22 protein-coding genes are annotated in these 25,343 nt (G+C 73.1%); 10 read left to right on the forward strand and 12 right to left on the reverse strand.

Annotated elements, in window-relative coordinates; genetic code table 11:
* Window positions 1-73 precede the first annotated feature (73 nt).
* The 4 genes from QNO07_RS14945 to QNO07_RS14960 form a co-directional block, all read right to left on the reverse strand.
* Window positions 74-247, reverse strand: coding sequence for a hypothetical protein (locus QNO07_RS14945; protein WP_283992488.1), 174 nt, complete (start codon window positions 245-247; stop codon window positions 74-76).
* Between the two features lie 313 nt (window positions 248-560).
* Window positions 561-1,502 carry a M56 family metallopeptidase gene (locus QNO07_RS14950; RefSeq protein ID WP_283992489.1) on the reverse strand — a complete coding sequence of 314 codons (942 nt, stop codon included), beginning with the start codon at window positions 1,500-1,502 and terminating at the stop codon, window positions 561-563.
* A 145-nt stretch (window positions 1,503-1,647) separates the two neighbouring features.
* Window positions 1,648-2,181 carry a DUF5134 domain-containing protein gene (locus QNO07_RS14955; RefSeq protein WP_283992490.1) on the reverse strand — a complete coding sequence of 178 codons (534 nt, stop codon included), beginning with the start codon at window positions 2,179-2,181 and terminating at the stop codon, window positions 1,648-1,650.
* Window positions 2,182-2,362: 181 nt separating this feature from the next.
* Window positions 2,363-2,755: a VOC family protein gene (locus QNO07_RS14960; protein ID WP_283992491.1), complete on the reverse strand. Its 393-nt coding sequence runs from the start codon at window positions 2,753-2,755 to the stop codon at window positions 2,363-2,365.
* 141 nt (window positions 2,756-2,896) lie between these two features.
* Between QNO07_RS14960 and QNO07_RS14965 the strand changes: the two genes are divergently transcribed.
* Complete coding sequence (locus QNO07_RS14965; protein WP_283992492.1) at window positions 2,897-3,487, forward strand: GNAT family N-acetyltransferase; 591 nt, start codon at window positions 2,897-2,899, stop codon at window positions 3,485-3,487.
* Window positions 3,488-3,532: 45 nt separating this feature from the next.
* On the opposite strand, the gene QNO07_RS14970 is transcribed toward QNO07_RS14965, so the two are convergent.
* The gene (locus QNO07_RS14970) at window positions 3,533-4,216 is read right to left on the reverse strand and encodes a glycerophosphodiester phosphodiesterase (RefSeq protein ID WP_283992493.1); all 684 of its coding nucleotides are present in this window, start codon (window positions 4,214-4,216) and stop codon (window positions 3,533-3,535) included.
* Between the two features lie 336 nt (window positions 4,217-4,552).
* Between QNO07_RS14970 and QNO07_RS14975 the strand changes: the two genes are divergently transcribed.
* From QNO07_RS14975 to QNO07_RS14985, 3 genes are read left to right on the forward strand one after another with little or no spacing between them, the layout of a single operon-like run.
* The gene (locus QNO07_RS14975; RefSeq protein WP_283992494.1) at window positions 4,553-5,953 is read left to right on the forward strand and encodes a DUF6421 family protein; all 1,401 of its coding nucleotides are present in this window, start codon (window positions 4,553-4,555) and stop codon (window positions 5,951-5,953) included.
* A gap of 26 nt (window positions 5,954-5,979) precedes the next feature.
* Window positions 5,980-6,753 (forward strand): SDR family NAD(P)-dependent oxidoreductase, encoded by a 774-nt coding sequence (locus QNO07_RS14980; protein ID WP_283992495.1) that lies wholly within the window; start codon window positions 5,980-5,982, stop codon window positions 6,751-6,753.
* Entirely contained in the window at window positions 6,750-7,811 is a 1,062-nt protein-coding gene (locus QNO07_RS14985) for a threonine aldolase family protein (RefSeq protein WP_283992496.1), read from the forward strand. Before QNO07_RS14980 ends, QNO07_RS14985 begins: the two co-directional genes overlap by 4 nt.
* Window positions 7,812-7,904: 93 nt before the next feature.
* Here the strand turns inward: QNO07_RS14985 and QNO07_RS14990 are convergent, their stop codons facing one another.
* On the reverse strand, window positions 7,905-8,618 hold the full coding sequence (locus QNO07_RS14990) for a lysophospholipid acyltransferase family protein (RefSeq protein WP_283992497.1): 714 nt from the start codon (window positions 8,616-8,618) through the stop codon (window positions 7,905-7,907).
* Window positions 8,619-8,846: 228 nt separating this feature from the next.
* Between QNO07_RS14990 and QNO07_RS14995 the strand changes: the two genes are divergently transcribed.
* From QNO07_RS14995 to QNO07_RS15020, 6 genes are all read left to right on the forward strand, one after another.
* Window positions 8,847-9,176 (forward strand): TlpA family protein disulfide reductase, encoded by a 330-nt coding sequence (locus QNO07_RS14995; protein ID WP_283992498.1) that lies wholly within the window; start codon window positions 8,847-8,849, stop codon window positions 9,174-9,176.
* 71 nt (window positions 9,177-9,247) lie between these two features.
* The gene (locus QNO07_RS15000) at window positions 9,248-9,793 is read left to right on the forward strand and encodes a flavin reductase family protein (RefSeq protein ID WP_283992499.1); all 546 of its coding nucleotides are present in this window, start codon (window positions 9,248-9,250) and stop codon (window positions 9,791-9,793) included.
* 189 nt (window positions 9,794-9,982) lie between these two features.
* Complete coding sequence (locus tag QNO07_RS15005) at window positions 9,983-10,768, forward strand: electron transfer flavoprotein subunit beta/FixA family protein (RefSeq protein WP_283992500.1); 786 nt, start codon at window positions 9,983-9,985, stop codon at window positions 10,766-10,768.
* Between the two features lie 54 nt (window positions 10,769-10,822).
* Window positions 10,823-11,785, forward strand: a complete 963-nt coding sequence (locus QNO07_RS15010) for an electron transfer flavoprotein subunit alpha/FixB family protein (RefSeq protein ID WP_283992501.1) — start codon at window positions 10,823-10,825, stop codon at window positions 11,783-11,785.
* 165 nt (window positions 11,786-11,950) lie between these two features.
* The gene (locus tag QNO07_RS15015) at window positions 11,951-13,258 is read left to right on the forward strand and encodes a DUF6986 family protein (protein WP_283992502.1); all 1,308 of its coding nucleotides are present in this window, start codon (window positions 11,951-11,953) and stop codon (window positions 13,256-13,258) included.
* Window positions 13,259-13,410: 152 nt separating this feature from the next.
* The gene (locus QNO07_RS15020) at window positions 13,411-15,147 is read left to right on the forward strand and encodes a hypothetical protein (protein WP_283992503.1); all 1,737 of its coding nucleotides are present in this window, start codon (window positions 13,411-13,413) and stop codon (window positions 15,145-15,147) included.
* A gap of 126 nt (window positions 15,148-15,273) precedes the next feature.
* Here QNO07_RS15020 and QNO07_RS15025 read toward each other — a convergent pair whose 3' ends face one another.
* The 6 genes from QNO07_RS15025 to QNO07_RS15050 all read right to left on the reverse strand — a co-directional run bounded on the left by QNO07_RS15025 (window position 15,274) and on the right by QNO07_RS15050 (window position 25,313).
* Window positions 15,274-15,945 (reverse strand): cutinase family protein, encoded by a 672-nt coding sequence (locus tag QNO07_RS15025; RefSeq protein ID WP_283992504.1) that lies wholly within the window; start codon window positions 15,943-15,945, stop codon window positions 15,274-15,276.
* Between the two features lie 230 nt (window positions 15,946-16,175).
* The gene (locus tag QNO07_RS15030; protein WP_283992505.1) at window positions 16,176-16,628 is read right to left on the reverse strand and encodes a tryptophan-rich sensory protein; all 453 of its coding nucleotides are present in this window, start codon (window positions 16,626-16,628) and stop codon (window positions 16,176-16,178) included.
* 98 nt (window positions 16,629-16,726) lie between these two features.
* Window positions 16,727-17,968: a PucR family transcriptional regulator gene (locus QNO07_RS15035; RefSeq protein WP_283992506.1), complete on the reverse strand. Its 1,242-nt coding sequence runs from the start codon at window positions 17,966-17,968 to the stop codon at window positions 16,727-16,729.
* Between the two features lie 169 nt (window positions 17,969-18,137).
* On the reverse strand, window positions 18,138-19,160 hold the full coding sequence (locus tag QNO07_RS15040) for an alpha/beta hydrolase (protein ID WP_283992507.1): 1,023 nt from the start codon (window positions 19,158-19,160) through the stop codon (window positions 18,138-18,140).
* A gap of 19 nt (window positions 19,161-19,179) precedes the next feature.
* The gene (locus QNO07_RS15045) at window positions 19,180-23,430 is read right to left on the reverse strand and encodes a beta-ketoacyl synthase N-terminal-like domain-containing protein (protein ID WP_283992508.1); all 4,251 of its coding nucleotides are present in this window, start codon (window positions 23,428-23,430) and stop codon (window positions 19,180-19,182) included.
* Window positions 23,427-25,313, reverse strand: coding sequence for a fatty acyl-AMP ligase (locus tag QNO07_RS15050; RefSeq protein ID WP_283992509.1), 1,887 nt, complete (start codon window positions 25,311-25,313; stop codon window positions 23,427-23,429). The genes QNO07_RS15045 and QNO07_RS15050 overlap by 4 nt, the downstream gene beginning before the upstream one ends.
* Window positions 25,314-25,343: the final 30 nt, after the last annotated feature.

Consider the following 25,343-nt stretch of genomic DNA (forward strand, 5'->3'; position numbering starts at 1 on the left):
AGCGGACGACATTGGGGCCGCGGCTGGCCCGGAACGGCAGGCTCCGGGGCGGCCGCGGGTGCGGGACGGCGCCTCAGGCGGCCGTGGCGACCTCGCGGGTCGCAGCTTCCAGCCATGCCTGGCGCAGCCGGGCGAACTCGGTGAGCTCCTCGGCCGTCCAGGACCTCGGACCCGAAGCGAACTCACGCATCTCGCGATTGGCCTCGGTGGCCGTGGGCGCGGGGGAGTTGTCGGTTGTGGTGGTCATGTGTCCACCCTAGGGGCAGCCTGTGACAACGACATGTGCCGTTGTCCGGGGCGCGCAGCGGCATCGCCGCTGGTGGCTGCGGCTGCGGAAGGGTGTGGGACGGCCGGGCGGTGTGACGCAGATCCCGTGCAGAAAGTTGTTCGTCACAGGATTTCGCCGCTTCGGACGCGGGTAGACCATTGCCTCGCTCAGCGGTGTCCGCCGTGCAGAGGGTGTGTCGGGCGCCCGGAGCGTGTCGGCACCACGGCCCCACCCGGAAGGGCGAAAGCCGCCGGAGGGCCGAGGACAGTGGGGTTCGACCGGCCTGCCGGGCTCAGCCGAGTGCGCTCAGCCCGGGGACGAACGCCACAAGCAGCGGGATGACGGGCACCAGCGACGCCAGGGCGGTCATGCGCAGGCGGCTGCCGACCGGCAGCCGGTCCGCCGGCGACAGCAGCCGGTTCACCCGCTGGGGCAGCAGAGTGCGGTGCGACGCGCACGGCCCGAAGACGTCGCGGTCCTCGTTGAGACCGACCAGGGCCAGGGCGGTGGTGAGCCTTCCGTGCTGCCGGGACGCCACGTCGTCGGCGGCCATTTCCACCAGCCGGTGCATCTGGTGGCGGAACGCGCGGAAGACGGGGACCTGCGGAAAGCCGCCGGCCAGCGCGGAGGAGCAGTGCAGCAGCCAGTCGTGCCGGGCCCGTACGTGGCCCTCCTCGTGGGCGATCACCGAGTCCAGCTGGCGCCCCTTGAGGCGGCGCAGCGCCGCGGTGGTGATGACCAGCCGGGGTGCTGAGCCGGGCAGCCACCAGGCTTCGGCGCGCTCGCCCTCCAGCACGACCAGGCGCTCGCCGGAGGTCTCCTCCTCGCCGGGCATCAGTGGCGAGCGGGTGCGCAGGTCGCGGCGCTTGCGGCGGCGGCGGGTGCGGGCCCCGAGCACTTCCCTGGTGAGCATCGCCGCGGTCCAGGCACCGCCGACGAACAGCAGAACCGCCACGGCGGCGGCCCACGGATGGCCGTCGGGGGAGAGCGCGTAGGCGTCCAGCACCTGCTGCGGGGCGGGGGCGAACACCTGCCCGCGCACCACCTGCCAGGCCTCGGCGGCGGAGAGCGCCATCGCCAGCACACAGCACAGGAGCACGGCCGCCACCACGCACTGCCAGACCCACAGCGCGAGCACCGGTTCGCGGTCCGGCCAGGAGCTGCGGGCCAGGAGGCGCGGCGCCATCACCGCGGTCAGACCGCCCAGAAGAAGGAGCGCGAGCGCGACCGTCATGCTGCACAGAGTAGGACCCGGCGGGCAGCCACCGGTACGGAGCCCGCGGGGAAGTGACGCACGCCTCACCCCGGTTGGCGTTCCGGGGGAACCCGCGACGCTCGCCGGGAGCCGGGAGCCGGGAGGTCCGGGGCCGGGGCGGGACTCAGAGCCCCACAAGCATCGCCGACATGCCGAGCGCCAGCGTCAGCCGGCAGGCCACCGCCACTTCCGGGCTGCCGGAGGTTGCCGCCGGGCCGCCGCTGTCCGGCCCCGGCATCAGCCGGGTGCCGGTCCGCAGGGTGTAGAGGCCGAAGTACACCAGCAGCGCCCCCGTCACCCATGGAACGCCGCCGGGCTCGTGCCCGGCGTGTGCCGCTGCGGCAGCCGGGTCCGGCATGGCCAGCGCCATGTAGACCATGGCCGCGGCCTCCGCGAAGTGGTGTGCCTGGTGCGGGGCGCCCTGCACCAGCAGTGCTGCGGAGTGGGCAGCCACCGCCGTGAACAGCACCGCGAAGGCGGCGGCCGGTACCGGCTGTGGGGGCAGCGCCATCGCGGCCATGCCCAGGGCCATGACCGCCTCGGTGGCCGCCGTGCGCCGGTGGGCGGCCGGGCCGCTGCGTGTGCGGCGCAGGCACACCGCGGCGGCGAGCGCGCAGACGCCGAACAGCAGCCATGCCACCGGTTCCGGCCCGTGCATCGCACCCCCTGCCCTCCCGCAGGGCGGAGTGCCCCCGGTCCGTCCGCAGGGAGGCTGCCCAAGCGCGGCTCGGCTCAGGGGAGCGCACGGAGGCAGAGCCGGGAGCGCGACGGGGGCGCGTCCCGCGGCCGGAGGGGCGGAGGGGGTCGGCACGCGGAGGCGGCGGCCGGCCCGACGGGCGTCAGATGCCGGGGCGGCTGCGCAGCGGATGGTCGGCGGGGATCTCCACCACGCACAGCTGGACGTCGTCGGGTGCGGCGACCCACATCTCGATCAGGCCCCAGGGCTCCTTCAGCGGTGGGCGCAGCACCTCCACCCCGGCGTCGGCGAGCTCGCGGTGGGCGGCTTCGGCGTCGGCCACCTGCAACCACAGCCGCAGGCCGGGGGAGGAGGGCCGGTCGGCCCGCCCGGAGACCTCCAGGAACCCACCGCCCAGGAAGTAGACCGTGCCGCGTTCCTCGCCGGTCCCGAACTCGCGGTGGACGGCCAGGCCCAGCGCGCCTCCGTAGAAGTCGCGGGCGGCCTGCGGGTCGGTGGGCCGCAGCAGTACGCGGCTGCTCAGCACATGCACCATACGACCGACCCTAACGAGCCCGTCCCCGGTAGGCGTGCTCGCTTCCCCGGTGTCCGCACGGGCGGCGCGCCGCCCGTGGGCGGGGTCCACGGGCCGGACGCCGCGCCGCGGTCGCTCGCCCGACGGCTAGGCTCCCGGCACATGGACGCAGCACAGCAGACCGCAGCGCCGCGCACCGCGGCACCGGACCGCGAGGAGCCGGCCTTCCGCCCGGCAGTGCCGGACGACGTCGACACCCTGGTGGCCCTCGTGGAGTCGGCGTACCGGGGTGACGCCAGCCGGGCCGGCTGGACCACCGAGGCGGACCTGCTCGACGGCCAGCGCACCGACCCCGAGGGCGTGCGCGCCGTGGTGGAGGACCCGGACAGCGTGCTGCTGACCGCGCACGTCGCGGGCCGGCTACTCGCCTGCTGCCAGGTGCAGCGCCGCACCGCCCCGGAAGGGGAGCCGACCGCGTACTTCGGCATGTTCGCGGTGCACCCCGGAGCGCAGGGCGGCGGCCTGGGCAAGCGGGTACTGGCGGAGGCGGAGGACGTCGCGCGCGGCCGGTGGGCGGCCGCGCGCATGGAGATGACGGTGATCACCGCCCGCGAGGACCTGATCGCCTGGTACGAGCGGCGCGGCTACGTCCGGACGGGGGAGCTGTCGCCGTTCCCCTACGGTGACGAGCGCTTCGGCATCCCCCGGCGCGACGACCTCGCCTTCGAGCGGCTGGTCAAGCCCCTCGTCTGACGGCTCGGACACCGGCCGGTGCGCCCGCGGGAGGCAGCCGGTCCCTCAGGCCTGGGCGCGGATCGCGTGCACGATCTCCGGCATGTCCGTCACCACGCCGTCGAGGCCCAGTTCGCGTGCGGTCGCCAGCTCGGCCGGGGTGTTCACCGTCCAGCTGATCACCTTGATGCCCGCGGCCCGGCAGCGTGCGACGGTGTCGGCCGTGAGGCGGGGGAACTCACCGGACACCATGGCGGCGCCCAGCGCGGCGGCCCTCTCGGGAGCGGTCGGGGTGGACCGACCGGTGACGAGGGCGAGCGGGATCTCCGGGAGCAGCGCCCGCGTCTCGCGCAGCGCGTCGTCGTGGAAGGAGATCACCATGACCCGGTCCTGCAGACCGCGGTCCTTGATGACACCGGCCAGCACGCGGGCCGCGTTGACGTCCTTGATCTCGGCCTGGATTCCGAGGGACACCGCGCCGGCCACCTCCTCGAAGGTCGGCACGCGCTCACCGCCGCCCGCGTCCAGGGCGCGCAGCTCCTCCAGGGTCAGGTCGGCGACCAGCCCGGTGCCGTCGGTGGTGCGGTCCACCCGCGCGTCGTGCATCACGATCAGTTCGCCGTCCCTGCTCAGGTGCAGGTCCAGCTCGATCAGGTCGACGCCCTCGCGCTCCGCGCGGTGGAACGAGGGAAGGGTGTTCTCCGGCTCGGCACCCATCAGGCCGCGGTGTCCCACGGCGAGCAGTGACACGGTAGCGCTCTCGCTTTCGTACGGCGGGCCGTCGGCGCCCGCTCGCCGGACAGCGTAGCGGGGCCGGTGGGGCGGTCGGGGTAACGGGAGCCGAACACCTGCCGGCGGCACGGCGGCGTCTCGGTGTCGGTCGCGGGCAGCGGGAAGGGCGCACGCACCGGTGGTGGTCGATGACCGGAGATCCGGCCAGAAGGTGCGGCTGGTCCGGCAAACGAGAGGAAAAACACGTCGTTCAGCCGCCTCGCACAGGAAGATTTACGGCGCCTCCGCTTGAGAACGGACTGGGTCTGTGCCTACCGTGAGGTGCACGCGATGTTTTCTTGTGGAGGGACAGTGATGACGCAGACCTTGTTGCCCGGCGCCGCCGCGGAGGGTGTTCTTCCCGAGTCGCCGGTGGTGGAGCACTCCGCCTGGACCGAGCTGAAGAGCGCCGTGGAGACCGTCCGCCCCTGGCAGTCCAAGGACGGGTCCGTCGACTTCGACGCCGAGGGCGCGCCGACCCGTGGGGCCGTCACCGCCCAGGTCACGCGCATGTCCGAGGCTGTCGAGGAGCTGGCACCGCTGCTTCCCCACAACGCCGCCTACCACCGCGCCCTCGTGTCGGACCTGCGCCGCTGGGTGGAGTCGGACTTCGCCGTGCCCGACTTCCTCGACTCGCTGCTCGCCTTCCAGCCCGCCCAGGAGCGCGTCCACGGACGCCAGCACCTGGTCCTGTTCCCCATGTACACGCAGAACGGCAACCCCGACCGCAACTTCGAGGCGGTCGTGCTGCGCATGGTGTGGCCGGACTGGCTGTCGGAGCTGGAGCGCACCCGCTACGACAACCCGCTCTTCCTCGGCATCACCTTCGAGGACTTCACCAGCGGCTACGACACCCACTCCGCGGTGCTCTTCCCCGAGACGATCGCCGTCCGCGAAGCCCCCGAGCGCTTCAGCTGGGGCGGCATCTTCTGCGACCGCGAGGCCGCCCGCTTCCGCCGCGTCGTGCACGCCGCCTGCGACGTCACCAGCCTGGAGCTGCCCGAGGACGCCCTGGGTTTGCTCGACGACCAGGAGCGCGCGCAGCAGACCTTCGTACTGTGGGACATGGTCCACGACCGCACCCACAGCCACGGCGACCTGCCCTTCGACCCCTTCATGATCAAGCAGCGGCAGCCGTTCTGGATGTACGGCCTGGAGGAGCTGCGCTGCGACCTCACCGCCTTCCACGAGGCCGGGAAACTGGAGGCCGACGGCTTCGCCCAGGGCCGCGACGTGCAGTACGCCGTCATCCTGGAGCGTCTCTTCCGCTTCCCCGTCACCGGTGAGCGCAACCGCAACTACGACGGCCTCGGCGGGCAGCTGCTCTTCGCCTACCTGCACCGCCACGACGCGCTGCGCTGGACGGACAACAAGCTCACCATCGACTGGGACCTCGCCCGCGAGGTGACCGTGCGGCTGCGCGAGGAGATCGAGACCCTCTACCGTGAGGGCATCGACCGGCCCAAGCTCGTGCACTGGTTCAAGGCCTACGAACTGGTCTCCGGCTACCTCGCCCCGCACCCCGGCTCCACCTGGGCCAAGGGACCTGAGGCCCTCGACCTCGACCTGCCGCCGCGCAAACTCGTGGACGAGGTGCACCCGGACGAGTTCCCGCTCAGCATGTTCTACGAGGCACTCTCGAAGAAGCTGCGGGGCGTGATCGCCTCCACCAAGGGCATCACCGCGGACAGCGCGTCCGTGGGCGTGGCCGCATGAGCAACGCGCACCAGGAGGCGAAGGACATGAGTACAGCGCAACCCGGTACGTCCGGCAACGGAGGCCCGCTGGAAGGCGCCGTCGTGGCGGTCGCCGGAGCCGGCGGGCCCGCGGGGCACGCCGCCCTACTGCGCCTCGCGGAGGCGGGCGCCGTCGTGGTGGGCGCCGACGCGGACGTGGAACGGCTCGCACAGGGCGTCGACGCGGCGCGTTTCGCGCACGGCGGGGCCACCGTCACCGGCGACACCGTCGACCTGCTCGACCCGGCCGCCGCCCGGGCGTGGGCGGACCGCACCGAGAAGGAGTTCGGGCGGATCGACGGCCTGGTCCACCTCGTCGGCGGCTGGCGCGGCTCGGCGACGTTCGCCGAGACCGACCTCGCCGACTGGGACCACCTCGACCGACTCCTGGTCCGGACCGTGCAGCACACCTCGCTTGCCTTCGAGGGCGCGCTCAAGCGCAGCGGCAACGGCCGCTTCCTCCTCATCAGCGCCGCCGGCGCCAGCAAGCCCACCGCGGGCAACGCCGCCTACTCCGCCGCCAAGGCGGCGGCCGAGGCGTGGACGCTGGCGCTCGCCGACGCGTTCCGCAAGGCGGGGGGCGAGAGCGGCCCGGCGGCCGCTGCTGCGATCCTGGTGGTGAAGGCGCTGGTGCACGACGCGATGCGGGCCGAGCGCCCGCAGGCGAAGTTCGCCGGCTTCACCGACGTCAAGGACCTCGCCGGGTCCATCGTCGACACCTGGACCAGGCCCGCCGAGGAAGTGAACGGAAAACGCCTGTGGCTCACACCCCAGCCGTGAGAACGGACGCCAAACGTCGCCACGACCCCACCGTGCGGGGATTCGCCAGCGACAACTACGCCGGTGCACACCCGGAGGTGCTCGCCGCGATGGCCCTCGCCAACGAGGGCCATCAGACCGCCTACGGCGGTGACGACTACACGGAGAACCTCCAGCACCTGGTGCGGCGGCACTTCGGCGCCCGCGCGCAGACGTTCCCCGTCTTCAACGGCACCGGGGCCAACGTCGTCGCCCTGCAGGCGCTGACCGACCGCTGGGGCGCGGTGATCGCCGCCGACACCTCGCACATCAACGTCGACGAGTGCGGGGCGCCCGAGCGGGTCGGCGGACTCAAGCTGCTCACCGTGCCCACGGAGGACGGCAAGCTCACCCCTGAGCTGATCGACCGCGAGGCGTACGGCTGGGACGACGAGCACCGCGCCATGCCGCAGGTGGTGTCCATCACCCAGAACACCGAACTGGGCACCGTCTACACGCCCGAAGAGGTCCGCGCCATCTGCGTGCACGCCCACGAGCGCGGCATGGCCGTGCACCTCGACGGTGCCCGGATAGCCAACGCGGCGGCGTCGCTGGACGTGCCGATGCGGGCCTTCACCAACGTCGCGGGTGTGGACGTGCTGTCCTTCGGCGGCACCAAGAACGGCGCTGTCTTCGGTGAGGCCGTGGTGGTGCTCGACCCCGACCGGGTACGGGCGATGAAGCACCTGCGCAAGCTGTCCATGCAGCTCGCGTCCAAGATGCGCTTCGTGTCGGTGCAGCTGGAGGCGTTGCTCGCCGGCGACCTGTGGCTGCGCAACGCCGGGCACGCCAACGCGATGGCACGGCGGCTGGAGGCCGGTGTCCGTACCGTGCCCGGCGTGGAGATCCTGCACCCCGTGCAGGCCAACGCCGTCTTCGCCCGGCTGCCGCACGAGGTGAGCGAGCGCCTGCAGAAGCGCTACCGCTTCTACTTCTGGGACGAGGCCGCAGGCGACGTGCGGTGGATGTGCTCGTTCGACACCACCGAGGAGGACGTGGACGGCTTCGTCGACGCGCTCCGCGAGGAGTCCGGCGGCTGACCCGCGATCCCGCGTATGACGAGGGACGGTCGCCACCCGCAGGGGTGGCGGCCGTCCCTCGTCATACCGGTCGCCGGAAGGCCCGGGTGCCCGTCAGGCGGGCTGTGCGGGCTGCGGCGCGGTGCCGCCGAGGTGCGGGGGGAGCCACCACGAGTCGTCCGGTCCGCTGGGCTGCGCCGGGTAGGCGCGCTGCGCCGCCTCCAGCAGCTCCTGCATCCGCCCGCGCATCCGCTGGGTGACATTCGCCGCGGACTCGCCCTCCTCGGGGTGGATCGGGTCGCCGACGCGGATGGTGATCGGGAAGTGGTTGCGGCCGAAGTCCCGCTTGCGGCCCTTGGTCCACAAGCGCTGAGTGCCCCACAGTGCGACCGGGAGCAGCGGCACTCCCGCTTCCTGGGCCATGCGCGCGGCACCGGTCTTGAAGTTCTTGAGCGTGAACGACTGGGAGATGGTCGCCTCCGGGAAGACGCCGACGATCTCACCGTCCCGCAGTGCCCGCACGGCGTGCTTGTAGGCGTCCAGGCCGGCGCCCCGGTCCACCGGGATGTGCTTCATGCCCCGCATCAGCGGCCCGGACACCTTGTGCCGGAACACCGACTCCTTCGCCATGAACCGCACCAGGCGCTTTGCGGGGTTCGCGGCGAGCCCCGCGAACACGAAGTCCAGGTAGCCGATGTGGTTGCTCACCAGGACCGCGCCCCCACGCCGGGGAACGTGCTCGGTGCCACCGATGTCCAGGCGCAGGTCCCAGATCTTGAACAGGGTCTTCGCTGCGCCGATGACGGGGGGATAGACGATCTCTGCCATGTCGGGGGACCCTTCGTGAGGCTGCCTGGGGAGGGTTCTCCCGGCGACGCATGCCCTGAACCTACGTTGGCGTAACTTCGCTTGCCACCCTTGAGCCTAAGAGATCCCCGTCACGCGGTCGCCGCCGGGTCGTGCCCGTCCCGAGACCGCCGCACGGGCGGGCGCGGGGAATGCCCGGCCCGTCCGCTGTGCTGTACTGCTCGACCGACGTGCAAGGAGGGAGGGGCAGTGCCTCAACCGGACGGTCTGACGCGGCTCGGCGCAGCCGCGCTCGGGCTGGGCGGCCTCGGGGAGCGGGCCACACTGGTCCAGTTCTCCAGCGCCTTCTGCCAGCCGTGCCGGGCCACCCGGCGTGTACTCGCCGAGGTCGCGCGGCTTGTCGACGGCGTGTTGCCGGTGGAGATCGACGCCGAGTCGCACCTGGAACTGGTCCGCGCCCTGAGTATCGACCGCACTCCCACCGTGCTGGTGCTCGACGCCGGCGGACGGATCGTGCGGCGCGGCACCGGGCAGCCGCGCAAGGCCGATGTCATCGCCGCTCTGGGGGCGCTGACGTGAGTCCCCGGCCGCCCGTCCCGCACCCGGCGCGCTTGACGCGTCCATCGCAGCCTCGTCAAGGTGAGATCACCATGGCCGGAAACCGAGCGCTGAGCCCCGCAGGCCCCCGCACCCCCGCACGCGCCGCAGAAGCCCCCGAGGAAGGCGGTGCGCTGCTGCGTGCCGCCTTCCGGCAGCACGCCGCCGGCGTGGCGGTGATCACGGCGAGCGGGCCCGAAGGCCGCCCGGCCGGCTTCACCGCCACCTCTCTGACCTCGGTCGCCGCCGCCCCGCCGCTGGTGTCGTTCGGGATCGGCACCGCCTCCTCCACCTGGCCGTCCGTCGCCCGTGCGGAGTACGTCGGCGTGCACGTGCTGGCCGAGGAGCAGCGCGAGCTGGCCGCCACCTTCTCCCGCAGCGGCGCCGACCGCTTCGCGCCGCCCACCCGCTGGCACACCGGGCCGCACGGCGTGCCCGTCCTGGACGGAGGGCTGGCCTGGCTGGTGTGCCGGATCGTCGCGCGGGTGCCGGCGGGGGACCACCGGCTGGTCCTGGCCGAGATCGTCACCGGCGGCAGCGGTGAACCGGGCCGTCCGCTGCTCTACCAGCAGGGTCGCTTCAACGCGCTGCGTGACTGAGACGTCCCGGTTCGCACGCGTTGGCAAGGTCACAGTTAACCGGCCTTGCCCACGGGGAATGCGATGGGTGTACTGGCGAGTAATAAACTTGGCGGAGAACCGGGGCACCTGACCGGAATCCGCCCCGGCAGGCGCCTATGCTGCCTGCACGAGGCAGCCCCGTAATGACGATGCAGTAGGAGAGCCGGCGTGAGCCTGAGGATCGTTGTCTGTGTGAAGTACGTGCCCGACGCCACCGGCGACCGGCACTTCTCCGAAGACCTGACCACTGACCGTGACGCGGTGGACGGCCTGCTGTCGGAGCTCGACGAGTACGCCGTCGAGCAGGCCCTGCAGATCGCCGACGAGGCCGACGACGCGGAGATCACCGTCCTCACCGTCGGACCCGAGGACGCCAGGGACGCGCTGCGCAAGGCGCTGTCCATGGGCGCGGACAAGGCCGTCCACGTCGAGGACGACGACCTGCACGGCACCGACGCCATGGGCACCTCGCTGGTGCTCGCCAAGGCCGTCGAGAAGACCGGCTACGACCTTGTCATCTGCGGCATGGCCTCCACCGACGGCGTGATGGGCGTGCTGCCCGCGCTGCTCGCCGAGCGCCTGGGTGTTCCGCAGGTCACGCTGCTCTCCGAGGTGTCGGTCGAGGACGGCAAGGTGACCGGCCGCCGGGACGGCGACGCCGCCACCGAGCAGCTCGAGGCCGCACTGCCGGCCGTTGTCTCCGTGACCGACCAGTCCGGCGAGGCCCGCTACCCCTCCTTCAAGGGCATCATGGCCGCGAAGAAGAAGCCGGTCGAGTCCCTGGACCTGGACGACCTGGACCTCGACGCCGAGCAGGTCGGCCTGGAGGGCGCCTGGACCAAGGTCGAGGACGCCACCGCGCGTCCGCCCCGCAGCGCCGGCACCGTGGTCAAGGACGAGGGCGAGGGCGGCAAGCAGCTCGCCGAGTTCCTCGCGGGCCAGAAGTTCATCTGAGCAGGTCCGCCCGCCCGTCCGCAGAGCCCGCACTTTCCTCGCAGGAGCATTCCCATGGCTGAAGTCCTTGTCTACGTCGACCACGTGGACGGTGCCGTCCGCAAGCCGACCCTCGAACTGCTGACCCTGGCCCGCCGCATCGGTGAGCCGGTCGCCGTCCACCTGGGCGCGGGCGCCGACACGGCCGCCCCCACGCTCGCCGAGTACGGCGCCGTACGGGTGCTGACCGCCGACGCCCCCGAGTTCGCCGACTACCACGTGGTGCCGAAGGTCGACGCGCTGCAGGCCGCCCACGAGGCCGTCTCCCCGGTCGCCGTCCTGGTCCCCTCCTCCGCCGAGGGCAAGGAGATCGCCGCCCGCCTGGCGGTGCGCATCGGGTCCGGCATCATCACCGACGCCGTGGACCTGGCCGCCGGTGACGACGGCCCGGTCGCCACCCAGTCGGTGTTCGCCGCCGCGTTCACCACGCGCTCGCGGGTCAGCCGCGGCACACCGGTCATCACCGTCAAGCCCAACTCCGCCGCGCCCGAGGCCGCGCAGGCCGCCGGTACCGTCGAGCAGCTGTCGGTGACCTTCGGCGAGCTGGCGACGGGTACCAAGGTCGTCTCCCGCACCCCGCGGGCCGCGACCGGCCGCCCGGAGCTGACCGAGGCCGCCATCGTGGTCTCCGGTGGGCGCGGCGTGAACGGCGCCGAGAACTTCCACCTCATCGAGTCGCTCGCCGACTCCCTCGGCGCGGCCGTCGGCGCCTCCCGCGCCGCGGTGGACGCAGGCTGGTACCCGCACGCCAGCCAGGTCGGCCAGACCGGCAAGTCCGTGTCGCCGCAGCTCTACGTGGCGGCCGGCATCTCCGGTGCCATCCAGCACCGGGCCGGCATGCAGACGTCGAAGACGATCGTTGCCGTGAACAAGGACGCCGAGGCGCCGATCTTCGACCTCGTCGACTACGGCGTGGTGGGCGACCTCTTCGAGGTCGTTCCCCAGCTGACCGAAGAGGTCAAGTCCCGCAAGGGCTGACCACTGCTTCACCCAACCCCCGGGTGCCACGACGGCCGGGGTCCGGGACGGCTCCGGCCGCCGGGCCCCGGCCGTCGCGCGTCCGCGAGGTGTTGACGGAGGGCTCGGCGGGCGGCTAGCTTCCCAGACAGCTTCAACGTTTTGTTGATTTCCTGAGGAGTGCCGATGACGCAGGGCCGCCGGATCGCCACCACCTTCGACGCCCGGGTCGGAAAGGGCATCGGTGCGGCGCTCGCCGCCGTGGACGCCGAGCTGGAACGGCGTTACCCCGGTGACCCCGGCACCCGCCAGCCCGTGCACACCGTCTACGTGCCTGCCGACGCCTTCACCGAGGACACCGTGCGCACCTGGGGCGACGAGGCACTCGCCCTGCTCGACGCGCACGCCCCGGACGCCGCCGCGTTCGGCGCCGCCCTAGGCCTGGACGACGCGCTGGCCGGCCCGGTACGCGAACGGGTGCGGGCCAAGCTCACGCGCGAACCGGTGGAGGACCTCAGGATCGACTTCGAGGACGGCTACGGCAACCGGCCCGACGCCGAGGAGGACGCCGACGCCGCCCGCGCCGCCGAAGTCGTCGCGCGGGCGACAGCCGACGGCGACCCGGCCCGGGTGGCGCCGCAGGTCGGCATCCGCCTCAAGTGCATGGAGGCCGCCGTCCGTGACCGCGGCATCCGCACCCTGGACATCTTCCTCACCGGCCTGGTGGAGGCCGGCGCGCTGCCCGCAGGGCTGCGCCTCACCCTGCCCAAGGTCACCTACCCCGAGCAGGTCACCGCGATGGTGCGGCTGTGCGAGCAGTTCGAACAGGACCGGGGCCTGCCCGTCGGACGCCTCGACTTCGAGATCCAGATCGAGACCAGCCAGTCCATCCTGGGCGCCGACGGCCGCGCCACCGTCGCCCGCATGATCGACGCGGCCCGGGGCCGCGCCACGGGCCTGCACTACGGCACCTTCGACTACAGCGCCTGCTGCGGCGTCAGCGCCGCCCACCAGGCCATGGACCACCCGGCGGCCGACCACGCCAAGGCCGTGATGCAGGTCGCCGCAGCCGGGACCGGCGTCCGCCTCTCCGACGGCTCCACCAACGTGCTGCCCGTCGGCCCGACACCCCAGGTGCACGCGGCCTGGCAGCTCCACCACCGCCTGGTGCGGCGCTCCCTGGCCAGGGCCTACTACCAGGGCTGGGACATGCACCCCGGCCACCTGCCCAGCCGCTACGCCGCCGTCTACGCCTTCTACCGCGAGGGCTTCGAGGAGGCCGCGCTGCGCCTGGCCGCCTACGCGGGCAACACCGGCGGCTCGGTCATGGACGAACCCGCCACCGCCAAGGCCCTCAGCGGCTACCTGCTGCGCGGCCTCGACTGCGGCGCCCTGGACACCGCCGAGGTGGAGCAGCACAGCGGCCTGACCCGCGAAGCGCTCGACGCCTACGCGGTACCGCGCCGCTCGGCCCTCACCGCGGCCGCCGGCTGACGGCCCGGCGGGCGACGGCGACCCGCTGCGGAAGGCCGCGGGCGGGAGTCGGGGCGTGGGCACTGTCCGCCGTTGACAACGGCGGAGGTCGGGACCTCAAAGTTCGTCAGCGACGCCTGAGCGGGACGTCGGTGCGGCCCTAGCGTCCGCACATGGATACGAACCGAACGAGAAGGTGTCGACACCCGTGGCGCGCCACCGCTCTGGTGGGCGTGCTCATCGTCGCGGCGCCCGCCGTGCAGGCCTCTGCCGTGCAGGCGCCGCCGACGCGGGTCGAGACGGTGGTGGAGTCCCGTTCCCCCGTCACCGGGATCACCGAGACCGTGGTCCGGGTCAAGGTGCCGCTGCCCGCGTCGGTGGGCGCGCGACCCGAGGCCTGCGACTGGCTGTCCTACCTGCGCTACCGCGACAGCGCCGGCCCGGACCGTTCCGCCGACGCCGACCGGATCCTCATCGCCCAGCCGGGCATCCTGGAAGGCGCCGGCGCCTTCGACAGCGTCGCCCGGAACACGATCACGCAGGCCAGCGCCCGGGGTGAGCACATCGAGTTCTGGGCCCTGGACCGGCGCTCCAACTGCCTGGAGGACCGCACCGGCGTGCAGGCCGGCCTGGATTCCGGCGATCCGCACGACGCGATCGACTACTACTACCGCGGTGCTTCCGTGGACGGGAAGAAGTTCTCGGGCTTCCTTGAGAACCGCCAGCTGGGCTGGCTGTCCAAGGTCGGGCTGGAGCAGACGGTCCGCGACCAGTACGACCTCATGGTCGCGGAACTGCCGTCGCGGACCCTGCGCAAGGAGAAGTTCCTGTGCGGCGGCCACTCACTCGGCGGCGTGCTCACCGGCTACTTCGCCACCTGGGACTTCGACGGTGATCCGGCCACCCTGTCCGACGCAGGCCACAACCAGTGCGCCGGCTACTTCGCTCTCGACACCACGATCTCCACCTCGCTCGGTGACCTCCAGGGCGCCATGCCCGAGGACGTCAACCTTCCGGACGTCGGCATCGGGTACGCCGCCGTGCAGGCCGGGCTGAACAGCGGGCTGCTGCCTCGGTCCGTCTCGGCGCCGGCCGTCGTCAACGCCGAGACGATGACGCTGCTGTCCGTGTCGGGGCTGTTCGCCGCCACCGCGCCGGACGCCGAGTCCGACATGGCCGCCGCCGTACCACCGCGGTTCAACGTCGACCTCACCAACCGGTTCCTCTTCTCCAAGGACGCCGCGACGTTCCTGACCGGCAAGCCGGGCCTGAAGGACTTCCGGCTCACCAACGAGGCCGCGCTCGGCGTCCTGATGGACGACCACTCGGTGCCGCTGTCCTTCATCCAGGCCAGCGTCGGCTTCTTCGACGGCGGCCCCGTCGTGGACAAGAACTTCCCCGTGGCCAACGGCAGCAACAGCAACCCGGCACTGCTCGGTACGGAGTACAAGGCGATCCCGGCAGAACCGCACGGCCCGCTCTACACCTGGCGCAACTACGACCGGGTGGGAGCCGACGACGATCCCGTCCACCGGTCCGCGGACGGGACGCCGTTCACCTCTGCGGCCAAGGAGGTCACCGACATCCAGCAGTTGGCACGCAGCCTGTCCGAACACCCCCTGGACTTCACCGAGAACTACTTCCCCACCAAGCTGGTCACCGACATCCAACTGGGCACGTCACCGCAGATCAGCAGGTTCGTGGTGCACAAGGACGGTCTGACGGCCAATCCGACCCTCACCGTGCTGGCGGGCGACGGCCTGATCGACCCGGGCAGGCACCAGGACCTGGACCCGGTCGTAGCCCCCGGATACCAGCACCTGGACGTGCTCACCGCGGCGCCCGACCAGAACGACGGCCGCCCCGAGACGGTGTCCACCCACCTGGCCGAGTTCGCCACCCGGCGCTGAGCCGGCCACCGAAAGCAGAACCGGTCCGCACAATGAAGGTGCCCGGGAGCGAATCGCTCCCGGGCACCTTCGGCCGTTCACCGCTGGGCGGTCACGCCGGCGCTCCCCAGTCACCGGCGAGTGCCGTCAGAACTTGCTCGCGGCGAACTCGGCCGCCTCGTTGGCGTTGGACCGGTAGCCCAGGTGCGCGAGCGTGTTGCCGCCACGCGCCTCACACACAGGGTCGCCCGACGCGCAGATGTCCAGCGTGCGGCTCTCGTAGGTGCCGGTGATGCTCCTTCCCTGGGCCCGGATGGGATTGCCGAACTGCAGCACCGCGGCGACCCGGGGTTCCAGGTCCGCCGGAATGCTCGCGACGATCGGACTGCCCACCACCGCACCGGCGCTGCTGACACCGATGGAGTTGTTCACGACGTTCGCGCCCTGCGAGTACCCGACCAGAACGAACTGCTGGTCGGGACAGGAAGCCGCCTGACTGCGGACCCGGTTGACGAGGTCGGTGTTTCCCTGGGCGGCCGAGGTGGGGCTCAGGTTCGCCGGGTAGTCCACCGCGTAGCTGGACAGGGTCTTTCCGGTGGCACGCCGCTGCAGCGCGGAGAACACCGGATCGCCCACGATCACGCCGAGATTTCCGGGTTCGAACGTGCCGCGTGCGGAGATCATCTCGATGTCGGTACAGGCGGCCGAAGCACTCGAGGCGGTCAGCGCGACCACGCCACCACCGCCCAGTACGAGAGCTGCCGCTACGGAGAGGCGGGCCAGCGGGCGCCGCCGGCCGCCGAACAGGGAAAGGCCCATGGGGGGTTCCTCCGGACGTCGAGTGCGGTCTCCGTTCCGGAAAGCCTGTCCCGGAGCACCGCACAGTCATTTGGTCCGTCGAAAACTAGTGGGGGTGACACGGCATTGTTATGCAGTGGAAAACAGAAAGAAACCCGCGTTCTCTCCGCCGATGAGTACGCGAGGCGAACCCCTTGTGCATATTCGATTCGGGGGTAATCGGGGGTGCTCGGGGAAAGGTGTATGGGGCATCAGGGGTTGAGGCGCCAGAGTGCGCGGGCCCACGCGATGTCGTAGAGCACCCACACGAAGTACAGGCCGACAAGGGCCAGCGACAGCGCATCCCCGGTGACGGCCGCCAGCAGCGCGAGTACCGGCACGGCGAACGCGAGCATGCCGAAGAAGCCCGCCCGCGGGCTGCGGCGTCCGAAGAAGAGCCCGTTCCATGCCTCATTGCCGACCAGCACCACGAACGACAGCACGATGGCCGCCACATCATCCCGGTCGAAGGCCCGGTACAGCACCACGCCCATCAGGACGTAGTAGACCGGGCCCACGACCAGGAATCCCTGGAAAGGGATCATCCACCGCGGCCGGCGCAGCTCACGGAACCAGCGCAGAGCGTCCTTCGACACCCAGAGGTTCCCAAGGACAGCCGCCGACACCACGCTGCCGATCGTCACCAATGCCGGAATCCATTCCATGCCCGGCAGCGTAATGGCGCTGTCGATCAGGGGTAAGTGGTGCGACGCGAAGTCACCCGCTCGGAGATTCGCCCCTTTCCAAGCTCGCCCCACCCCGCTCAGGGGTCCGCGGAACGCAGTCGCCGGGCGGCCGGGCGGCCCGCCTCGTCCGGTCGGGCGACGGACTCAGCCCGGAGCGCGACTTCGAGGGTGAAGCGACTCTCCGGGTCCCTCAGGCGGTCACCGAACAGCTTCTCCAACTGCCGGAGCCGGTAGCGCACCGTCTGCGGGTGGACGTGCAGCTGATTCGCGACGTCCCCCACGCTGTTGCCGCTCTGCAACCATGCCAGCAGAGTCTGCGCCAGCCGGTCGCGCTGCGGTTCGGGCACGGAGCTGAGCGGCGCGAGCCGCCAGTGGGACAGCCGGCGCAACAGCGGCTCGTCGGCGTACAGCAGCAGGGTCGGCAGATGGTCGACGCACCGCACGGTGCCCCGGCCGGACGGCAGCAGGCCGCGGCGTACCAGGTTGAGCGCGCGGGTCGCCCAGCGCAGCGAGTCGGCGGCCTCGGCGAGCGGGACCGTCGGCCCGATGGCGACCTGCCGGTCCCGCAGGACGGGCACCGACGGCCGTCCGGGAGCGGCCCCTGACGGCGGGCCGGGGAGCAGCAGGCGCGGCGGGCGGGCGCCGGTGTCGACCAGGACACCGGCGGGCAGCAGCAGACGTTCGTCCTCGGGCTGCGCCGGGGCGTCGAAGGTGATGACGGCGACGCGCCGCGGCAGCGGCCAGCGGGCGGCGTGGGCCAGTTCCCGCACGGCCTCCGGCGAGGCGGGCGCGTCGGCCAGTAGCAGGTCGAGCAGCCGTTTGCGGCGCCGTTGCAGTTCACCTGTGCTGTGCAACTGCTCCTCGGCGAAGCCCGACGAGGCGGCTTCGGCGATCTCGTGCATGTGCATCATGGCCGCCTCCCCGAGGGCGGCCACCACGTGCGGTTCGAGTTCGAGCGCGTCGGCGAGCACTCCCATCCGCCGCCACGCCACGCGGCTGCCGACCCGTAACGCGGCCTGCAGCGTGTCCAGGCTGCGGCCCTCCACGGCCTCTCCCCGGCCGATCTCCTGGTAGGAGTGGGCGATGCTGGTCCAGTCCCGGCCAGGCTCGTCGATGCGCTCGATGAACAGGGCGAGCGCGTCGACGACCCCGGCTCTGAGGTTCCGCGTGTAGGTGTCGTCCCCGGGACGCGAGTACTCCGGCACGCTGTGGCGGACCTCGCGTTCCACTTCCTCGATGACGTCGTCGAGGGACCGGCGCATGTGCGCGGTGATCTCCTCGGCGAGCGGTCTGGGTACGGCGGCGAAGGGATCCGACACCGGAGCTCCTCCCGCTGAGACGGTTGGACCGTTGGGCCTGTTGACACTATGCGGTACGTAGATCGGATGTGCTTGTCTCGCAGGTGTCACTTTTGGAGTACTGTGCACTCCCTTCTTGTACCTCGGTGACAGTTTCCGTACCCGCGGTACGGTCGTATGGCGGGGGCGGTCAGGCGGGGACGCCGAGGGCCCGGGCCAGCAGGGGCCAGGACGCGGTGAACTCGCGTTGCCAGTAGTTCCAGCCGTGCTCCCCACCCGCGTAGAGGTGCGTGGTCGCGCCGAGCCGCATCAGGCGCAGCAGGGCCGTGAAGCTCTGGACGGCGGGCCAGAGCAGGCTTTCGAGCACACGCGGCAGCAGTTCGTCACCGCCGTCCCCGGCGACACCGCTGCCGGTGGAGACGTAGAGGGCGGTGCCGCGCAGGCCGGACGCCCGGGCCCGCGGGTTGAAGTCCCGCCAGGTGCCGACGTTCAGGAGGGGGCTGCCCCACAGGGACCTCGGGGGGAGGTTCTCCCGAGCCACGATGGCATCCACAACGGCGGGCACACCGGGGTAGGTCGTGTCGAGGATGCCGCTGTAGGAGGCCGCTGCTGCGAACCGGCCGGGGTTGCGGGCGGCGTGTGCCATGGCGCCGTAGCCGCCGGTGGAGACTCCGGCCACGGCCTGCGTCCCGGACGCCCGGAAGTCGCGGGCCAGCACCGCGGGCACCTCCGCGACCTGGAACGTCTCGTAGTCGGTGCCGTCGCGCCACCGCGTGGGAATGCCGGTGGGGCCGCCGTCGGGCATGGCGACGATCACGTCCCGGTCGTAGGTGAACCGTTCGATGTCCGTCTCGCGGGTCCACGACGTGTAGTCGTCGTGCGCTCCGTGCAGCAGGTGCAGCACCGGCCACGTGCGGGCCGGGTGCGCCGCGTGCGAGGCCGGGAGGATGACGCGCACGGGCGCGGTGCGCCCCAGGGCGGCTGACGGTACCGACAGGTCGTAGGTGCGGGGGCCGAGGCGGGTGGCCGTCACTCCGGCCGGTGCGAGGGCTTCGCCGGCCCGGGTCTGGACGGCGCCGCTCGGCCCGGTGCTGCCCGGGGCGGGGCGTGCGGCGAGGGCCGGACGGGTGGCGGCGAAGGCGGTGGCGAGGCCGAGGGCGCTGGCCTTGGCGAGCGTCCTGCGCGAGGGGTGCGGAGGCGTGGCAGGCGGCATGGGGATGCGGCTCCTTCTGCTACTCACGGGTGCGCTGCGGGGCGAGCGCCTGGGTTAGGTGTGCGGCGATCACGTCGGCGTGCGGCGGGTCGAGCAGCGACAGGTGGTGGCCCGGTACCCGGACGACTTCCAGGTCCGGGCACACCTCGTCCCAGCCGAGGGCCGCGTCCCGCCGCTCGTACGCCGGGTCGCGGACGGTGTGCGGTGCCGGGTCCGTCGCCCGGTAGAGGATCACCCGCCCGTCGTGGCGGCGCGGAGTGTGCGCCTCACCGATGCGCAGGTCGAGGTAGGAGTCGCGCTGATGGCGCAGGGCGGCGGCGGGCAGGTCCGTCGCGTCGCGCAGGGCCCGCAGCACACGGTCGATGCGGGCCGGGTCGTCCAGCGCGGCGAGTTCGGCGTAGGGCAGGTCGAGGGTGACGCCGTACACGCGGGCGACATGCGCGGTGAACCCCTCGAAGTAGGAGCGGGCCACGTCCCACGCCGACCGGCCGGGGCGCGGCAGCGGCCGCACGGAGTCGATGAGCACCACCGCGTCCACGTCCGCGCCCTCCTCGCTGAGCAGGCAGGCGGTCTCCTGCGCCACGAACCCCCCGAAGGACCAACCTCCCAGGCGGTAGGGGCCGCGCGGGCACACCTCCCGGACGGCCGCCGCGTACTCCTTCGCCTTGGCCCGCACGGAGTCGGCCGTCTCGACGCGTTCCAGCCCGTAGACCGGCTGGTCGGGGCCGAGCAGCCGGACCAACTGCCGGTACACGTCCGGCGTTCCGCCCGCCGCGTGGGCGAGGAACAGCGGCGGCCGGTCGCCCTCGACCCGCAGCGGACTCAGCGGCGCGCTCGGCGGGTGGTCCGCACGTGAGCTGCGGTCCACCCGCTGCGGCCAGGGGGCCGGGGGACTGGCACTGCCCGCGGTGACGGCGTCGGCGAGTGCCTGGAGGCTGGGTGCGGTCAGCAGTTCGCGCAGCGAAGGTGCCACGCCGTACTCGAGTTCGACGACGGCCCGGATGCGGGTGGCCATGAGGGAGTCCAGCCCCAGGTCCACGGGCCGGGTGCCGGGCGTGATCTGCTGCGGCGAGTGGCCGCTGACCGTGGCGATGTGGTGGATGAGGCGTGCGACGACGGGCGGCGGTACGTCCGCCGGGGTGCCGTCGCCGGGCGCCTCGGCGAGCCGTGCGGTGTCCGGGAGCGCGGGGGCGACGCCGCACCCGGTGGTGGTGGTGGCCGGTGGCGCGGTGCGGGTCGAGGCGTCGCGGGGGTCGTTCCACCAGTGGCGGGTGTGTCGCCAGGCCGCCAGCGGCAGGTCGGCCACCTCTCCGTCCGGGTACAGCGTGTGGGCCGGGAGGGGTTGGCCCGCCACGTGGAGGGAGGCGAGTGCGCTGCGGAAGCTGTGGGCTGCGTCGGTGCCCCGGCGCAGGGTGGGCTGGACGTGGACGTCGGGCAGGGTCTCGGCGAGCGGATGCAGCAGCGCGGGGTGGGGGGAGACCTCCACGAAGGCGGTGTGCCCGTCCGCCCGTGCCGCTTGCAGCGCCTGGGCGAGCCGTACCGGTCGGCGCAGGTTCGCGGCCCAGTGTTCCGCGTCGGGCCGTACCACCGCCCTGGGGTCGTCGTGGACGGTGGAGTACGTGCGTACCGGCGCGGAGCAACCGACCGGGTCGTCCGGGATGTGCAACCCGGCCAGCTCGGCGGTCATTTCGGGCAGCAGCGGGTCGACGTGCGGCGAGTGCCCCGCGCCGGAGACGGGCATGACGCGGGCCATGCGGCCCTGTCCGGAGAGGTGGGCGGCGAGGCGGTCGACCGCCTCGCGGTCACCGGTCATGAGCTTCTGCCGCGGCGAGGAGTGCACGGCCAGGTGCACCCCGGGGAAGGACGTGGTGACGCGGTCCGACTCCTCGTCGGTCAGGTCGGTCACCGCCATCGCCCCTCCGCGCAGGGTGCCGAGCAGGCGGGAGCGCACCGCGACGACACGCGCGCCGTCCGCCGGGTCCAGCAGCCCGGCGACAACGGCGGCGGCCACCTCGCCCACGGAGTGGCCGATGACGGCGGCCGGCTCCACACCGTGGGCGCGCCAGAGCCGCGCGAGAGCCACCTGGGTGGCGTAGAGCAGGGGTTGTGCCGTCGTCAGCCGCTGCAGGTCCGACTCGGTTCCGCGCAGCAGGAGTTCCGGGAGGGAGATGCCGCACGCGTCGGCGAGCGCCGGTTCCAGCTCCTCGACGGCTTCGGCGAACGCCGGCTCGGTGGTGAGCAGTTCACGGGCCATACCGGCCCACTGGGTGCCGTACCCGGAGAAGACCCAGACCGGGCCCGGCCCGATCAGGTCCCGGTCGCCGGTGAGGACGCGCGGGTCGGGCCGGCCGGCCGCGAGTGCGGCGAGGGCGGTCGCGCACTCCTCCCGGTCCCGGGCCACGACGGCAGCCCTCGCCGGCCCGCGGCCCGTCCGGCCGGTCAGGGTCCGGCCGAGGTCCGCAAGCGGGGTGGCCTGCCCGGGGACCGTCTCCAGCCAGCGCGCCAGTTGCCCGGCCGTGTCACGGACCCGGGCAGGATCGGCGTCGCTGAGCGGGAGCAGCAGCGGCGCCCCCGGCTGCCGGGACGCTCGGCCGGCGGCCGGCGGGGTACGGCGCGCGGGGCGCCACTCCTCCAGCACGGCGTGCGCGTTGGTGCCGCCGAATCCGAAGGCGGAGACCCCGGCGACCGCCGTACCGCCGTACCGCGGCCAGGGCTCGGGTTCGGTGACGACCCGCAGCCGGGCGTCGTCCAGGGCCGAGCGGCCGCAGTGCAGGGAGGCGGGGATCGTGTCGTGGTGCAGCGCGAGCACCGTCTTGACCAGCCCGGCCGTGCCCGCGGCGGCTTCCAGGTGGCCGAGGTTGCTCTTTGCCGAGCCCAGCAGCAGGGGCTGGTCGAGGTCGCGGCCGGGGCCGAGCACGTCGGCGAGCGCGCCCGCCTCGATCGGGTCGCCGAGCGGGGTGCCGGTGCCGTGCGCCTCGACGTGGTCGACGGTGGCGGGATCCACGCCGGCCCTGGCGTAGGCGGTGGTGAGTACGTCCCGCTGGGCGGCGGGATTGGGTGCCATGAGGCCGTTGGACCGGCCGTCGGAGTTGACCGAGGTGCCCCTGATCAGGGCGAGTACCCGGTTTCCGGCGCGTAGCGCCTCGGCGAGCGGCCTGAGGACCACCACCGCGCAGCCCTCGGCCCGTCCGATGCCGTCGGCGTCGGACGAGAAGGCCTTGCACCGGCCGTCGGGGGCCAGCGCCCCGGCCCGGCCGAAGGCGACGGTGACGGCGGGGGAGAGCAGCAGGTTGACGCCGGCGGCCAGTGCGGTGCCGCACTCCCCGGTGCGCAGGGCGGTGCACGCCTGGTGCACGGCCACCAGCGACGAGGAGCAGGCCGTGTCGACGGCGACGCTGGGGCCGCGCAGGTCGAAGGCGTAGCTGATCCTGCCCGGCGCCACACCCGAGGCCGCCCCGGTGGCCGCCCAGGGGTCGACCGCGGCGGGGTCGGCGCCGGTGAACTGCCCGTAGTCGTGAGCGGAGATGCCGACGTAGACGCCGGTGCGGGTGCCGGCCAGGGAGGCGGCCGGGATGGCCGCGTGGTCCAGCGCCTCCTGCGTGACCTCCAGCAGCAGCCGCTGCTGCGGGTCCATGGCCGCCGCCTCGCGCGGGCTGATCCGGAAGAAGTCGGCGTCGAACCGGTCGATGCCGTCGAGGTAGCCGCCCCAGGGGTTGATGTCCGCGGGCGGGTCGTCGGTGAAGTCCCACCACCGGTCGTCCGGGATCTGGCGTACGGCGTCGACGCCGCCGTCCAGCAGCCGCCAGTAGTCGTCCGGGCCGTACACCCCGCCGGGCAGCCGGCAGCCGACACCGACCACGGCGATCGGCCCCTCGGGCGGGGCGGAGTCCGGCGGGGGCTGGGACGGTTGGGACGGGCCCCGCGGATCGGCGTGCGGGGTGAGCGGGGACGGGCGGACACGTCCGGCGAGTCGCGCCACCAGGGCGTCGACGGTGGGCGTCTCCCACAGCAGGGTGGCGGGCAGCGCCCGCCCGGTGGCGCGGGACAGTTCCCCGGCGAGGGCCACGGCGTTTCGCGAGGACATGCCGAAGTCCACCAGAGGCCGGTCGCCGGGCACGCCGTCGGCGGGCTCACCCGTCCACCGCGCGACCCGCTCGGTGATCAGCCGCCGCAGGGTCTCGGCGTCGGGCGCCGGCCGGCCTGCGCCGTCCGTCCCGTACGGCGTGCCGCTCGTGCCGCTTCCCGTCTGCTGTTCCTCGCCGCGCCTCACGCCCGGCCTCCCTCGTCGCCCCCGGTCCTGGCCCTGGCTCCGGCGTCCGCACCCGCACTCGCGTCCGCACCCGCGGCTGCGTCGCCGTCAGCTGTGTGTTCCCGGGCCAGATCGGGGCCCGGATCGTAGGCGCCGTCGAGGTACCTCTGCCGTGCGAGGGCGCGGGAGACCTTGCCGCTGGAGGTGCGGGGCACGCTGCCCGGCGGGACGAGCAGCACGGCCGAGAGGCGCAGGGCGTGCCGGGCCGAGACGGCCGCGCGCACGGCGCGGGCCGTCTGCACCGAATCCCGCTTCTCCGGGGGCAGCCCGCGCACGTGCTCGGCGACGACCACCGCCGACTCGCCGCCGTCCGCGCCGGAGACCGCGAACGCGACCAGCCGGCCGGGCCGGACGGCAGGGTGCGCCGCCTCCGCGGTGGCCTCGAGTTCCTGGGGGTAGTGGTTGCGGCCGTCGACGATGATCAGGTCCTTGAGCCGACCGGTCACCAGCAGCCGGCCGTCCAGAATGGTGCCCAGGTCACCGGTGCGCAGCCACGGCCCGGGAGCGTCCCCCCAGGCGTTCCGAAAGGTGTCGCGGGTCTCCTGTTCCCGGCCCCAGTAGCCCCGGCCGACGTTCGGGCCCTGGACGAGGATCTCGCCCACCTCGCCCTCCGCGAGGGCGGCACCGGTGCCCGGGTCCACGATGGAGACGGCCTGCCCGGCCGGTTCGCCGCAGGCGGCGAGCAGCACCGCGTCGGGATCGCCGGGGGCGGCGGGCAGCGCCTTGCCCGCGGCCAGGCCCTCGCGGTCCAGGGCGTACCGCTGCGGGGGCGTGCCGGGGCGGTGCGCGCTGACGAAGACGGTGGCTTCGGCCAGCCCGTACGAGGGGCAGTGAACGGTGTCGCGCAGGCCGTGCTGGGCGAACGCCGCGTGGAAGCGGTCGGCGGTGGCGGGCCGTACCGGCTCGCTGCCGTTGATGAGGGCCGTCACCCGGTCCAGGCGCAGCCCGGTCTTCTCGTGGTCGGCGACGGCCGAGGCGCAGTAGTCGTAGGCGAAGTTGGGGGCCGCGCTGATGGTGTCGCGGTGGGCGGACAGCAACTGCAGCCAGCGAACCGGCCGTTGCAGAAACGCCGCCGGGTCCATCAGTACGGAGTGCAGGCCGCGGACGACGGGTGCGGCGACGCTGAGCACAAGCCCCATGTCGTGGTAGAGCGGCAGCCAGCCGACCGTGGTGACCGGCCGTGCGGCGGCCCCGTAGGCCCCGAGCGCCTGACAGGCGTTGGCCACGACGTTCCCGTGTGTGATCTCCACGCCTGCGGGCAGCCTGGTCGAGCCGGAGGTGTACTGCAGGTAGGCGGTGGCCTGCGGGCCCGGGTCCGACGGGACCCAGCCGTCGCCGCGTTCGTCCGGGACCCGCTCGACGACGACCAGGTGCGGCTCCAGCCGGTGCTCCGCGAGGAAGGCGCGCACCGAGGACGCGGCGCTCTCCGTGGTCAGGACGACGGTGGGGCGGGCGTCGGTGAGCACCGCGGCCAGGCGGTCGGCGTGGCCGGGCAGGTCCGGCGTGAACATGGGTACCGCGACGGTGCCGGCCTGCAACGCGGCCAGGAATCCGACCACGAAGCCGGGCCCCTGCGGGCACAGCAGCGCGACCCGTTCATAGGGGCGGGCGAGCCCGGACAGGTGGGCGGCCACGGCCCGGGTGCGGACGCCGAGCCGGGCCCAGGTGAGCGTGCGGTGCACGCCGCGCGAGTCGGGAAGCGGGTACTCGACGAAGGTGAACGCGCGGCGGTCGGGGGTGTGGCGGGTCCAGTGGGCCAGCAGCGTGGGCAGCGTGTCGGCCGGGGCCGGGGCCGGGGCCGGGGAGGGCTCGGGGGCGGGCTCCGGGAGGGGGGACGCGGGCACGGGACGGCTCCTCATGTCGCGGGGCTTGTG

The organism is Streptomyces sp. 549, from assembly GCF_030124175.1.
In the GTDB taxonomy this organism is placed as follows: Bacteria; Actinomycetota; Actinomycetes; order Streptomycetales; family Streptomycetaceae; genus Streptomyces.